This is a genomic window from Bartonella birtlesii IBS 325 (genome assembly GCF_000273375.1).
In the GTDB taxonomy this organism is placed as follows: Bacteria; Pseudomonadota; Alphaproteobacteria; order Rhizobiales; family Rhizobiaceae; genus Bartonella; species Bartonella birtlesii.
In genome coordinates, this window is record NZ_CM001557.1 from 81069 (window position 1) to 94946 (window position 13878).

The following is a 13878-nucleotide window of genomic DNA, read 5'->3' on the forward strand; positions in this document are numbered from 1 at the left end:
ACATAAACTTCAAAAAGCAGGTGTCTACTGGATAAATGTTTCTGGTGGAATGCGTTATCGCTTTTAAAAAGCTTTAATTTTTATTTTTAAAATATATACAGCGCTGAAATATCAACAGCGCTGCTTAGCTTATATAAATCACAAAAATATCCTCCATTAAAAAATGGATAAGTTTTTATCAAAAAAAGAAATATATCAGGAACATTTCTATGCATAAAAAACGTTTATTATTATGCACAACCGCTTGTACTTTGTTTTTTTCTTATTTTAATGCAACTTATATAAGCAACGCTTCTGGTTTACCCCTTCAAACACACCGTGCACTTGAAGGTTTTCATCGTCATTCTCAAGAGAACTTTATCAATACCCCAACTGTGAAAACAAACAACCATAAAACGATGAGTGCCTTTGGTACAGTCGGAGAAAATCCACATTTCAATCAAGCGCTTCAAGATGCTTTAGAACGTGAAAAATCTAGAATTAACGGTTTTTTTTCAATTACTGGTCGTAGTGGGTCTAGTGCAAATCAAAACGAATTGGTGGAGAGGCTCGGCCATATGTATGCAAATGCCTTAGCTGATCAATACAATCGCGATGTTTTAATGAGAATCCAAACAGCCGCCCAAACAACAACAATGAAAGACAAAGACCTTGAAATGCTAAAAACAATAGCTTCCGGTGGCATGATAGGAGAAGGTTCGTATTTTTCTCAAAAACTTAGAGAGGGTTTAAATCATGTGCAAACAGATATCATTAAAAGCTCTTCCTCAGAAAATTCTCACTATAATAGCGTATACACCCACGCTATGGCAAACCAATACAATCATGATATAAACCACATGCTGCTGGCTAATGCTGTGCTTGAAAAATATAACCAATATCAATTAAACGAAACGAATAGAGCCTTACAAAGACAAAGCAATACCGCCACCAATGCTTTACAAAATGCATTTGCTCCTGCTATTGCAAAAGATAAAAACAATGCATCCGCAATAACAAATCGTGAAGTTACTCTGCAACTTAAAAGCTATAAAGATTTGCTAGCAAAAATTGATGCTGCCAGCAAAACTGCAACTAAAACTGAGAGTGGAATACAGCTTGCAAATGATAAAGAAACCACAGCTTTATCTCAAGCCTTGATCAGTTCTAAAGCAAAAACGGAATCTCTTACGCCACAAATAACAAGCTACTTGACAATGCCCCATGCCCTATTAGCTACTGGAATTGCGGATATACATAATCAAAATATCTTGTTAGACAATATGCAAATAACGATGTTTGAGCCAAAGGATAATAAGGAAACGGGTTTTTTCTTTTCTACTTATGGTGAGAGAATGACCTTGTCTTCTAATCCTCCTTCACCACCACACAGTACTGGTGCAGATATTCGCTACGCTGCATTGCAAGCAGGTCTCACTTTAATCGCTTTGAAAAATCAAAATACCAGCACAAATTTTGGTCTTTTGGGGACATATGGCAAATTAGCTTTCACCCCAAAAAACACACAAAGCTCTCAGAAAAATACGCTAGATAAATGGTCTCTCACCGCATATGGCAACATTCAGCATGACAGTGGCGTCTATGCAAGTACATTGCTTTCTTACGGAATTTTCAAAGAAGATATCGCCACCGCTCTCACTCAAAATAGCAAAAAAGTAAGTGGTATAAAAACATTGGGAGCCTCTGCCACCATTGGTCAGAAAGTGCCAATTATTGTTAAGAGAATAATACTTGAACCACAAGCACAACTTTCTTATCAGCGTCTCATGCTTGGTATTCTTTCAAATGCAGAAAACTTTAAAGTGAATATGGGGCATCCTTATCAATGGCTGTTGCGTATTGGTGGACGTTTGACACAAAATAAAGGCCATGCTGTTTCCTTCTATGGTAAATTGAACATTATAAACACTTTCGGTAAAAATAGTACCCTACAGATTGGTAAAAAGAGCTTTCAATTTTCTCCTCTGCAAACTTGCCTTGAAGGCGGTTTAGGTGTCAATGCAAATTTATCGCCAAATATCAACCTTCATGGGGATATCAGTTATCAACACAAACTCAAAAAAGTTGGTATATCTGGAATACACCTCTCTGGTGGAATGCGCTATCGCTTTTAAAAATCTTTACTTCATACCTTGAAACGTAAAACCTGTCCCATATGTTTTATTTTGTATTTTACAAAAAAACATAATGGGGTGAAATTCCCATTTTTTCTGAAAGGAGGGGGAGAAAATATTTAGGAATATCTATATGAAAAAAAGCGTTTTACTATATACCATTTCTGGAGTTCTGTTTTGTTCTTCTTCTAATTTATCCTATGCACATAGTGAAAGACATACTTTACGAACACCAGCCGTAGATCTCCCATATTCACAACTGGCTTACGTAACAACCATAACTCCTTCTCCTACAGAAACAGTCGAAATTTCTTCTCAAAATTCTAAAGAAAAAGTGCCATCTTCAAGTCTAACGAGTGGAAATACAACTTTTCTCTCGAGACGTACTCGAGAAAGTACACAAACATCAAATACCGAAACTGTTCAATCTTCACCGGCAAATCCTCAATCTACAGCAGGTGATGCAACGGTAGGAACAGGCGCTAAATCTAGAAGACATTCACCTGCGTCCTCTAGCCCAAACACCACAAAAGAAACTCTAGCTACAAGACCAGCAACAGAAGTTCTAACAGCATCTACAAGATCTGAAATTGCAAAACCCGTAGAAGAGTCATCAATATCTGCACAAATTAGTGCATTACGCCCCATAGCTGGAGCGTTACCAGTTTTTGCAAAAGCTGAAACTATAAAATCAGCAGGAGGAATACAGCCAATCCCTGTGCGGTCAGCATCTATACCGCCTGGAAAACTAGGACAAGGTGAAAATATCAAATCTGGAATCGCAGTAGAAGATGGTAAAACTGTTATTTTGCAAGATGTTAACATTCAAGACAGATCTTTTGCTGTGCATGCAGAAGGAAAAAATTCTCTTGTCAAAATCCAAGGAGGTACAGTTATTGGAAATTTTGTTGCACTCAGTACCTCAAATGAGGGAGTAATTGACGCCACAACAGTTGTTGTAACAACGGAAACAGCTGGTTTGGTAAACATTAATGGTAAAATCAGCCTTAAGGATTCAACCATACATGTCACAGGTGCTTATGAAGCACATGGCATTTTGTTTCGGAATGATCCATATCATCGGAATGATCCATATCATGTGCCTGAAAAACGCCATGTACACAGTGCTGAAAAAAGAGCGGATGCCATCCAAGAACGAGATCCTTCCAATAAAGTGGTCTTCGAAAATACCAAGCTTTTCGTTGAAAATAGCTCAGGCATTAGCATTTATGGGTTAGATAAAGATGCTGAAGTTAATCTTAAAGATTCAGAAATTCATGCTGATATTTTATTAAAAAATATGAAAAAAGAGCAAATTAATCCACAGAACTTTACATTAACAACCAATCATTCCTATTTAGAAGGTCGAGCAAGAACATTAGGAGAAAATAAGACTATTTTTGATCTTACAAACAACACAAAATGGCTTTTAAAACCAAGCAAGAGTGCTCTAGATAGTGATGTGGATTCATCTGACTATACCCGATTTACTGTTAGTGAAAATTCATATTCCAACCTTTCTGAACTAAGCCTCACAAACAGCGTTATTGTGTTTGACAAACCTGTAGAGGAACAATACCAAACTTTATTGGTAGGACCTAATCCGCATCAAGAGAATAAAGAACAAAATACAACAATTGCCTATAGTGCAAAAGGTTCTGCAGAAATTCATTTTAACTCTCGCTGGAGCAGTCATTCTCCATTAATGGAACAAAAAACCGATCGCCTTGTCATCAATGGTGATGTCTCTGGCAGTACCGTAGTTCACATCAATCTTCTAGAAAAGGAGAAAAGAATAGCCGATAGCAGTTCTGTTTGGGGTGAACATATGGCTTCACTCCCTTCAGAGACTCATGGAATTTCAGTCATTCAAGTTTCTGGAAAAGCAGATCAAAGTTCCTTTACATTAGCAGGAAAATATATAACGATGGGTGGGTTACCTTATAAATATACACTCAACGCCTACGCACCAGGAACATCCCATGAAAGCCAAAATCTCTTTGGTAAGAATAACCGTGATTTCTGGGATTTCCGCTTGCAAAATGCCTATCTTGATAAAGACAAGAAGATCAGGGCTCTTGTACCACAAGTAGCGAATTATTTGGTCGCACCTGGTGTTTTATTTTCTGCTGGATTTACTGATGTAAAAAACCAAAACGCATTGTTAGACAATATATATACAACAATGTTTGAAGCAGAAAATAAGAAGAAAAAAGCTCTCTTTTTATCCTCCTATGGTGAAAAAGTTACCTTATCTTCCAATCGTGATCCTCTACATTATGGTTACGGTGCTGATGTAAATTATGGTGCGCTGCAAATAGGTGTCGTATTAGCAGCATTAGAAGCGAAAGATATCAATACACATTTTGGTCTTTTAGGAACCTACGGGAAACTTGCCTTTACGCCAAAAGATATGGAAGATTCTGAAAAGACAATTCTTGATAAGTGGTCTCTTACAGCTTACAGTGATATAAGACATAGCAACGGTATGTACGTAAATGCGCTTCTTTCTTACGGAGCTTTAAAAGGAAATATTACTACAGCTCTTATTGGCAATGCTGCAAAATTAGATGGCACTGAAACATTCAATATATCTGCAACTATTGGCCAAAAATTAGCAACAGGTATGGAAGGACTCATATTTGAGCCACAAGCGCAGTTTATTTATCAAAATCTTATGTTTGATACACTTTCAGATGCAAATAATTTTGAAGTTGATATGGGCAATCCGCATCAATGGTTGGTACGCATTGGTGGACGTTTAACACAAACTCTTAAAACTATGGAAGAAGGTCATGCTGTTTCTTTCTATGGTAAACTAAATGTGACCAAAGCTTTTGCTGATGGTAAAACAATAAAAATTGTCGACAGTTTTTATCTTGATCCTACCGGTTCTTCTATTGAAGGTGGTGTTGGTGTTAATGCCTTCCTCTCTCAAAATATTGCTCTCCATGGTGATATTAGTTATCGGCAAAAACTGCAAAAAGCTGGTGTATCTGGAATCAATTTTTCTGGTGGAATACGCTATCATTTCTAAAGCAAAGTCGGTATTAATTTTAATAAAGGCAGCTAAAAGTGCTGCCTTTTATAATTTCTATTTTGTTTTGCATAAAATCTTACGAGAACATGCTAAAATGTCATTCAATAGGCAGGAAAACCTTTTCCAATCATTAAAAAAAATGACATCTCTTCTTCACTAATACCATTCTCTCTAGTTAAAGAGCAGATCTTTGCTATACGCATCAAATTTATCTAATTACGACACACCTACGGGTATATGCCCGCTAAACAAATCCTAATCCTCTCACTTTTCTACCAAGAATCTCCTCTATGAACTGAATTTTGTTCACCGCTCCTCTGTTTCTTTCGTACGTGCAACAACTTGCATCACTTGTGAAAGATCATTGACAGCATCCAAATGTGTTTGAAGCAACTCACTATTACGATGTAGTTTTCTCTGTAAACCCGCTAGTAAATTTTCAACCTCATTTTCAATATCTTCATTCATATAGCGTTTTACATCACTTATAGACTTATTAAGATCACGTAAGCCACGTATTTTACATAAATTTATTTCTTCATAATCTGGAACACCATTGCTCTCTAACATATTGCTTTCATAATCGACAACTTGTGCCAATCCTTTAACAGCAGCAACAAATTTTGTCATAGCCCAATCCCGATCGATAAGATTATTATCAAGGACTTTTGCTTTTGCTGCAAAGCTATCATCACCATATTGCATGACCGACATTCTATTTCCCCTTCATATCACTCAATTTTGCTCTCAAATAGCAAATAAGGAAGATTAAACGACCTTCTCTTTAAATGCTGATACACCCAAATCGTACTCATACATTTAATTGCACTCCATTGTGCATAAATTCATTGTGCTAATATTGCTCCAACACAACATGATAATCTCAAAAAGCATAACAGCTATTAGACTTTTAACGCATTATGTGGAATATTTTCTTTGCTCCCCTTACTCTTAGCGTGATAAAAATTCACCAAAAGGCCGCAAATCATCATATCGCTCTGTATATGTCAGAAAGCTCCAAATTTACTCTGCCGCAAATCTTTTGCCTGTATTATCTATATCGACTTAGACAAAAAACGATAATGTGTTAACACGCTCATATGCCGATAAAATCCATAGCACATAAAAACTTAAACGCATTAAAAATTTCAGCAAGTTAAAGGTTTTAGCATTTCACCCTCCATAGCCTTTGGCTTTTTATGCACCCGATGCTGTATACTTTTTAGCACACAAACAAATCCGGCTTACACACATCCAGAAAAATTGACTCTCCCATGCTATTTTCTGCATACATAGCATTTTGCATAAAATCCAAAAAGAGCAATCTTTTGAACAGATCAGCCACACGGCACTCTCAAAAAAGACACCTTAAATAGCTAACTCACTACAAATCTGCCTTTTTTAAAAATTATTAGCTTTTCTTTGCAATAAAAGACTATATAGGATTTTTGCTTCCCTTTCAAGAGTTCTTAAAAACATACAGTCTTATTAAGCTTTCGAGAGTTTTAAATTGTCTCATTTTGAAGTTTACAGCATTTCTGTATGACATCATCTTCTTCATATCACTGCATTAAATCCATGTCACTGCATTAAATCCATATCACTGCATTAAATATTGTGTAGGTTTGCTGCTAATGCCGCTTTGTTACATTTAAACCCCATACGTAAAAATCATCAAAACAAGAAGTTCCTAAACAGTAAAACTTCATCTTTTTCATACTTCACAGTATAAAAACACTATTCTCATAAGAAAAAATTTAAGCTTGCCGCATATGTTAATCAGCATATATTATAACTGTAACATACTGTTATGAACAAAAAAGAACAGCAAGAGGTTTTTATGGTTGATATGATAAAATCTGCTATGCTTTATTTAACCCTGATTGTTACCATCAATGCTCTCGTCGCGCTAGCTCTGTTAAGAAAAACACAATAGCTGTACCTTCCCAAGTTTTTGTATAATCTGAACAAATAAGTACTACGAATTTTTGTAACATTTGAAGATATGAATGTTAAGACAACCAAATCTCCCAGGCATTAATTTCAGTTGCTGTCTTTAATTATTCTTGTGTTAATCTTTATTTTTTATGTGCATTTTTAACAACCCAAGAGAATATTTATTCTTTTCTCAATTCGCTTTTAAAAGGAGCACTTCCACCCCCCAAAAACAAAAGCTCTTACCCTTCTCACCAATCTGTAACAAAATTACTTTTGCTGGAAAGCATTCACTTAACAACCAAACATATGCCATCTTTCCAAATGCACCAGACAAACTCTCTATTTTGTTCAACTTTATGCTTTTGTCCATTGATTGGAAGAAAATTGAAATCAGAGAGATAACATTGTTTTTTGCTCTGTATGATAGACACTATCACCGTAATGCAACTTGCACTGATATTTTAGATACAAATCTAATTCTTTTATAACTGCTAAAAACTTAGCATCCAGAAAAATAAGAAACTCTGCATAAAGCAGAGTTTCTTATTTAAAGCCTTTCTCTTTTTACTTTTCAAGTTAAGATGATCTTTCACTTAAAGCAGAAAAAACAAGACACTTATTTTTGTCTAAAACTTCACTTTTATACTATTATTTTTCAGATTCAGGAGATTTTAAGTAAAGTTTTTCAACTTCACATTAAAAATTCACATACCATATCCAAGAGTTGCTTTCAAAACATTTTTACAATTCTCAGATGCCTGAAAAGACGGGCCTGCAGACGCGCATTTCTTATACCATTTATCGAGTAACTCTCCATCTTTCTTAAAATCTTCTACGCTATAGACCTTTTCTTCACAACCAACTACCGCAAGCCCAGTACAAAATAGCAATGCTGTGATGATAACTTTGTTCATAAATAAATTCCCCTTCTTTTAGATTTACAAAATTTTAGCACAAATCCCATTAAAATTGTACATTTAGTTCATTGTGCATGTTCAAAAATTCTATCCCTCCTCTGTACGTAACTTTTTATAACCCTAAACAAAATATAAAAAAATCGTGCCCTCATATATTGTTTATAATTTACTTGTTGTCTTGTTATTTTCCAGTTTCATTTTTCTCTTTGTGATCGTCAAGAAGTTCCTTTGCAAGATTTTTATAATATTCTCGAAAAAGCTCCATACCAGCTTGTACGACATTCTGACAATTTTTGGATTTCACGAGTGAAGATAGCCCCATCTCCGTACATTTCTTTTGCCATTCTTTCATTAATTCCTTATCTTTCTTAAAATCCTCCACGCTGTAGTCCCTTTTGCAACCAACAGCAACAAATCCAGTACAAAGCAGCAGTGCTGTAATAATGACTTTGTTCATAATTTTACCCCTCTTTTGTTTTACACTTTAATGGCTATAGGGTTGTATTCCATCATTTTTTATTACACCTGCAATATATCTCTTTGAGAAATGCTCATAGCTGCAACACAAACATACTGAATTATAAGAGCAGCTTACATTTGCAACACTCCCAGCACAATTGTTCATCGTGATTGAAGTCCTCAAACCTCAGCAGCAATTGAGACATCTTTGCCTTGTTCAAAAAGCTTTTTAACCACTTCCTTTTTTCAAAAAAATACTTGGTTACAAAAACAAAATATCACAAATACCCCATGAAACACTTGCAATATCTGTCATCATTGCTATTTTCTCGCAAACAAAAACAACATCTCTCATGCACGAATTTCATCCACCATATCTATATTGCCGGAAAAAAAGTTTTGATATAATTTCCTATATCCTTACAACAATACTGTAAGCAATATTCCAAAACAACCTTACATGTCTCAGAAAAACAAAGAAATCGGGTTCCATTCCCTCAAAAAAACATCACAGTCCATCAAAGAATGTGGAGCCATAAAACAATATCAAGCAAATGAAAGGAGATTTCTTTTGTAGATTTTAAGCGGAAGGCAAATTTTACTAAGCAACCCTATTAGTGAATAAAAAACTTATTTTCAGCCTCCCTCCGAACTTCAATAAAGTTTAATAATAAAACTATAGTTAAGAAAATAATCAACACCACTAGCTTTTCATAATAAAGTAAACAAGCGCTAACTTCAAATTAAAAAACGTTATCAACACAATTCTTAAAGAAAATCTATGCGTTTCTTCAACTACTCTGGCGCAAATAAGCTTACGGATGATCATACCTATAGACGAGGAATGGAGAAAAAACTATCCTTATATTCAATTATAGAATGTTAAATGCTGTAAAATACAGTAATTTTCTTAACCATAGTACGAGTAGATATGCTAACATTTCTCCAGATAAACGCATATCAAATATGGTACTTTTATCTGTTTGACCATCACAACCGCCCTTCTTTCTCATTACTATAAGAAGATATCACTTATAAAAAGTGCGCATTCTCTTTCATACCAGCTCGCATTTATTCTCTAGTGATTTATATTCAAATTGATTCAACCAAGCCTTGTTAAAAGAACGCAAAACAACAGAGAAACCAGATAATGTATAATCATAAGACATCACCGCTCAGTATGTATCTATAATATCTACCTGTTAGAAAAAAACTCTAAACCAATGGAATTGTATTATTTTTTACACTTTTCCATATTTCTTTGAAAGCAATTCGCGCACCTCATCTGCTATTTTTGTCCCGCGACTTGCACAACTCACCTTAATCAAGCGATGCAAATTTTCCGGCACATCGATTGTGAGGCGCTTCATACCGCCATCATTGCCTTTATGATTTCCCACCCATGCATCAGCTGTTAAAGGAATTGATTTATTAGTTGGCTTTGTCCCGATCTTAATTTTTTTACTCATCATACGAACTCCTTGATTTCCAGTGCAACAGCTTCAATTTCTGCTGCCGCTGGTCCATGTTTATCGATTTCATAGACGGCCTTTCCCTGTGCTGCAGCTTCCGCAAAAATTACACGCTGAGCAATGGTTGCAGAAAGAACATGCAGGGGATATACTCCAAGAGCTTCTCCCACATCACGCCCAATCGCTGTATTAACTATTTTACGATTAATAACAAAAGCAGATTTAAGATTTTCTTTATAAACCCGTGCTTCATCAATAAGCTTTACAATACCATCGGCTGCCCAAATATCATATGGACTAGGCTGCACAGGAATGAGCACAAAATCCGAAGCCATAAGAGCACTGCGAGCAAGATCAGTTACGCGTGGAGGCCCATCAATAATGATATGATCATAATCATGACAAATCTGTGTAATCTCTTTATGAATCGTTGCACGCGGCAAACCGAGCACTGGAAACAAGGGGGCCTCTTCACGCGCAGCAGCCCAATCCAATGCGCTCCCCTGCGGATCACCATCAATAAGCAATACACGTGCTCCAGAGTACGCAAAATTAGCAGCAAGATTCACACTCAAAGTGGTTTTTCCTACCCCTCCCTTTTGATTCAAGATTCCAATAATCATTCATTACGCCTTTCAGCTTTATCGTTTTTACGATTATACAGAAAACGATAAAGGAGGCAAGCACCTCACACGTGCAAAAAACGCATCTCCCCTATTCCATGATAAAGAAACAGCCAAAGTTTTTCCCTTGATATAAAAGGGATGAAAGCAAAAATATTGTCTCTATTAGGGATCTAAGGTTATATGAGAAAAAATGATAGAAGATGTAATTATAAATCAAAGCATTAACGAAAATGCAGTAAATAAAATTTATCACAATGCAATCCACTGTTTCAAAAACAAGTCTTTTTCTCAGCAAAGGAGAGTTTTTTTAAAAATATGAACAAACGCTCATCTTTCATAATATTTCTCTTCAGCATCTTTTTTGAGTATAGCAAAAAATATTATGAAGAGAGCAGTATGGGAGAAAAACAAAATGCACATACAAAAAATTGACCACGATATTTTTATTAGTAGTCAAATCAGCGTGGAAAATATCAAAATATTAGCACAAGCAGGCTTTAAAACGATTATCTGTAACCGTCCCGATCAAGAAGAGCCTCACCAACCTGATTTTTGCACCATTAAAGCAACAGCAGACGAATATGGCATAACAGCCCACTATATTCCTATCGTACCACCTTCCATAAAACAATCAGATATTGAAGCCATGAAAACAATTTTAAAAAAAGCCCCCAGACCCCTACTCGCCTATTGTCATCACGGAACACGCTCAAGATATCTTTATCAATTAGCCTGCCTTTAAACTTGCCTTAATGGAGATCATACCCCACAAATGCTCTCCACGTGCCATGATATTGTATATCCATAGGCTTATTTTAAAGAGACATCCCTCATACTCCCCAGCCCATCCATGGGTGGTAAAAGCTCCATATCACGATAAAAACATTATGCACCAACGCCCCACACCCATGAAGATACAAACCGGCACCATCACACATTCTACCAGCACAAAATGCTGCCATCCCTCCTTGACACTTGAGAGCATTCATAACAGGTATTCTTATTTTTTTCCAAACACTTTATTCCTCATAAACCAACCTTGCTTACAAGGTACAAAGAAAAGATGTTGATTGCTTGACCACAAACAATTAAAAAACAGCATTTTTTGCCTATCGCGATCACAGAATAAGTTTTCTACACCTTTATTGGTTCGAGCATCTTTCATCATAAATTTTAACAGATCAGAAAGAAACAAGCAGTAAAGTTTCATAGAAGAATCATAAAATTTCATAAAGTTATGAAAAAGATAAAGACAATACTTAAATCTGATCTGCATCTATTAGATGCCGCCTCTCACCAACGCAAAAAGCATATATTGCATAACGTTTTAGAATATATCTTCGTGATCATAGTCAGTTTAAGTGCTATTTTTGCTACCATTATCTCTTTTGCAGATCAACTTAAGACATATTTTTAAAAGTAAGCAGCTCATCCAATTGTGATAAGGGTTGTACTTTTGCTAAAATTGCCTTTGCGGCTTTTTCATCACGTTGCATTTGTGCAATCAAAGGCTCTAGCCCATCAAATTTTTTTTGCCCACGTAAAAACTGAAAAAAAGAAACGGTGCAACTTTCCCCATAAAGATCATCGTTAAAATCAAACAAATAAGTTTCCAACAACGGAGCACCATCTTTAACAACCGTTGGGCGACAACCAAAACTTGCTACCCCATCATGTAAAATACCGTTAGCACGGCGCAATCGTACGGCATAAACCCCATGTGCCAAACTGACTTGGAGAGGAAGCGCTTGGTTAGCAGTCGGAAACCCCAAAAGACGGCCAAGTTGCTCACCTTGAATAACATCTGAACGCACACGGTAACGCGTGCCCAACAAATGGGCTGCCTTTTCCACTTGTCCCTGAGAGAGAAGTTTACGAACAGAACTAGAAGAAACAATCAATTGCTGTGCATCCTGCGTGGTGGATAAGCAAGGCATCTGTACAACCTCAAATCCATATTCTTTTCCTCTTTGACAAAGTAGCTGTGAATTTCCACTTTTTTTGTAACCAAATCGAAAATTTTCACCCGTTACCACTACATAAACATCAAAAGCTTCTTTTAAAATGGCATGAATAAATTGATCTGCTGAAAGAGCTGCAAAATCTGCATCAAAGGGCTGTTCAATCACTCCATTAAACCCAAGGATTTTTAAAATTTCTGCTTTTTCAGCAGCTTCTGTCAAGCGATCAACAGGCGCTGAGGGCTGAAAAAAACTCCTTGGATGGGGTTCAAAGGTTAAAACAACAGCAGGTTTATTTTTTATACGCGCTATATCAAGCGCTTTTTGGAGCACCACCTGATGTCCACGATGGACACCATCAAAATTTCCAAGTGCTAACACCGCTCCCCGCCAAGTTATAGGAAGTCTATCAATCCCCTGAAGACGCAAAAATTCAGACATTACTGAAGAGCCCACATGATTGCTTGTGGTTCATAACCATGACGCTCAAGAAAAGATTGCAAAGCTTGCTTATCCAACACACCGTTTTGCATATAATCATAACGGTGAATACCACCCATAATATAAAGAACATCGAGACCAAAATGGACAGCACCTTTGACATCGGTTAAAAGACCATCACCAATAGCCAAAACTTGACTTTTCACCACTCTTCCACGAATTTTTTTTAAATGTTCAAAGGCACATTCATAAATAGGCGCGTGGGGTTTTCCGGCAACACGCACTTCGCCTCCCAATTGTTGGTAAAGACGCGCCAATGCACCAGCGCACCAAAATTCTTGATTTCCATAATGAACAATTACATCGGGATTGGCGCAAATAAAAGGCAAATTCCGCCCACGCATACGCAAAAACATCTCTTTATAGGCAGCTGGTTCTTCATCAAGCTCTTCAAGAAAGCCACTACAAACCACAACAGAAGCGTCTCGTTCTTCCACCAATTCACAATCCAATCCTTCAAACAACACCAAATCACGTTGTTGACCAATAAAAAAAACTTTACGCGGGGCAGCACAAATAAGATCACGCGTTACATCTCCTGAAGTAATAATGGCATCATAATAATCACTATGAACATTCATATTTTGTAACTGAACAATGACATCTTCCCGCGGTCGGGGTGAATTGGTTAAGAAAATGACATTTTTACCCATCTGTCGAATTTTGTACAGCACTTCCAATGCTGGTTCAAATGCATGCACACCATTATGCACAACACCCCACACATCGCAAAAAACAGCTTCGTAATGCGCTATAACAGTCTCAATATGGGTAAGTTCATTCATCTTGCACCTATTTATATTCTTGCCATTTATCAAACTGTTTTTTGCGTTAAAATTTCTTATTAAAA

At 36.4% G+C, this 13878-nt stretch carries 10 protein-coding genes; 3 read left to right on the plus strand and 7 right to left on the minus strand.

What is annotated here, in order from left to right:
- Window positions 1-209: 209 nt before the first annotated feature.
- Together QWU_RS00330 and QWU_RS00335 are read left to right on the plus strand one after the other, a co-directional pair.
- Window positions 210-2114, plus strand: a complete 1905-nt coding sequence (locus QWU_RS00330) for an autotransporter outer membrane beta-barrel domain-containing protein (protein ID WP_017195924.1) — start codon at window positions 210-212, stop codon at window positions 2112-2114.
- Window positions 2115-2247: 133 nt separating this feature from the next.
- The gene (locus QWU_RS00335) at window positions 2248-5151 is read left to right on the plus strand and encodes an autotransporter outer membrane beta-barrel domain-containing protein (protein WP_017195925.1); all 2904 of its coding nucleotides are present in this window, start codon (window positions 2248-2250) and stop codon (window positions 5149-5151) included.
- A gap of 309 nt (window positions 5152-5460) precedes the next feature.
- Here QWU_RS00335 and QWU_RS00340 read toward each other — a convergent pair whose 3' ends face one another.
- The 5 genes from QWU_RS00340 to parA all read right to left on the minus strand — a co-directional run bounded on the left by QWU_RS00340 (window position 5461) and on the right by parA (window position 10563).
- Window positions 5461-5868 (minus strand): hypothetical protein, encoded by a 408-nt coding sequence (locus QWU_RS00340; protein ID WP_006590415.1) that lies wholly within the window; start codon window positions 5866-5868, stop codon window positions 5461-5463.
- A gap of 1928 nt (window positions 5869-7796) precedes the next feature.
- Window positions 7797-8006, minus strand: a complete 210-nt coding sequence (locus QWU_RS00355) for an EexN family lipoprotein (RefSeq protein WP_006590417.1) — start codon at window positions 8004-8006, stop codon at window positions 7797-7799.
- A gap of 184 nt (window positions 8007-8190) precedes the next feature.
- On the minus strand, window positions 8191-8466 hold the full coding sequence (locus tag QWU_RS00360; protein WP_006590418.1) for an EexN family lipoprotein: 276 nt from the start codon (window positions 8464-8466) through the stop codon (window positions 8191-8193).
- A 1243-nt stretch (window positions 8467-9709) separates the two neighbouring features.
- Window positions 9710-9937 (minus strand): plasmid partition protein ParG, encoded by a 228-nt coding sequence (locus tag QWU_RS00370; protein ID WP_017195929.1) that lies wholly within the window; start codon window positions 9935-9937, stop codon window positions 9710-9712.
- On the minus strand, window positions 9937-10563 hold the full coding sequence (gene parA, locus QWU_RS00375; RefSeq protein ID WP_006590421.1) for a ParA family partition ATPase: 627 nt from the start codon (window positions 10561-10563) through the stop codon (window positions 9937-9939). The genes QWU_RS00370 and parA overlap by 1 nt, the downstream gene beginning before the upstream one ends.
- 415 nt (window positions 10564-10978) lie before the next feature.
- On the opposite strand from parA, the gene QWU_RS00380 reads away from it, so the two are divergent.
- Window positions 10979-11308, plus strand: a complete 330-nt coding sequence (locus QWU_RS00380) for a protein tyrosine phosphatase family protein (RefSeq protein ID WP_006590422.1) — start codon at window positions 10979-10981, stop codon at window positions 11306-11308.
- A gap of 658 nt (window positions 11309-11966) precedes the next feature.
- Here the strand turns inward: QWU_RS00380 and QWU_RS00395 are convergent.
- Window positions 11967-12968 carry a bifunctional riboflavin kinase/FAD synthetase gene (locus tag QWU_RS00395; RefSeq protein ID WP_017195932.1) on the minus strand — a complete coding sequence of 334 codons (1002 nt, stop codon included), beginning with the start codon at window positions 12966-12968 and terminating at the stop codon, window positions 11967-11969.
- On the minus strand, window positions 12968-13813 hold the full coding sequence (locus QWU_RS00400; protein WP_006590425.1) for a TIGR01459 family HAD-type hydrolase: 846 nt from the start codon (window positions 13811-13813) through the stop codon (window positions 12968-12970). The genes QWU_RS00395 and QWU_RS00400 overlap by 1 nt, the downstream gene beginning before the upstream one ends.
- Between the last annotated feature and the right edge of the window lie 65 nt (window positions 13814-13878).

What these genes read in the sequence shown, in the direction of transcription:
- QWU_RS00330 (WP_017195924.1), top strand. Translation starts at nt 210, where the DNA reads ATGCATAAAAAACGTTTATTATTATGCACAACCGCTTGTACTTTGTTT.
- QWU_RS00335 (WP_017195925.1), top strand. Translation starts at nt 2,248, where the DNA reads ATGAAAAAAAGCGTTTTACTATATACCATTTCTGGAGTTCTGTTTTGT.
- QWU_RS00340 (WP_006590415.1), bottom strand. Translation starts at nt 5,868, where the DNA reads ATGTCGGTCATGCAATATGGTGATGATAGCTTTGCAGCAAAAGCAAAA.
- QWU_RS00355 (WP_006590417.1), bottom strand. Translation starts at nt 8,006, where the DNA reads ATGAACAAAGTTATCATCACAGCATTGCTATTTTGTACTGGGCTTGCG.
- QWU_RS00360 (WP_006590418.1), bottom strand. Translation starts at nt 8,466, where the DNA reads ATGAACAAAGTCATTATTACAGCACTGCTGCTTTGTACTGGATTTGTT.
- QWU_RS00370 (WP_017195929.1), bottom strand. Translation starts at nt 9,937, where the DNA reads ATGAGTAAAAAAATTAAGATCGGGACAAAGCCAACTAATAAATCAATT.
- parA (WP_006590421.1), bottom strand. Translation starts at nt 10,563, where the DNA reads ATGATTATTGGAATCTTGAATCAAAAGGGAGGGGTAGGAAAAACCACT.
- QWU_RS00380 (WP_006590422.1), top strand. Translation starts at nt 10,979, where the DNA reads ATGCACATACAAAAAATTGACCACGATATTTTTATTAGTAGTCAAATC.
- QWU_RS00395 (WP_017195932.1), bottom strand. Translation starts at nt 12,968, where the DNA reads ATGTCTGAATTTTTGCGTCTTCAGGGGATTGATAGACTTCCTATAACT.
- QWU_RS00400 (WP_006590425.1), bottom strand. Translation starts at nt 13,813, where the DNA reads ATGAATGAACTTACCCATATTGAGACTGTTATAGCGCATTACGAAGCT.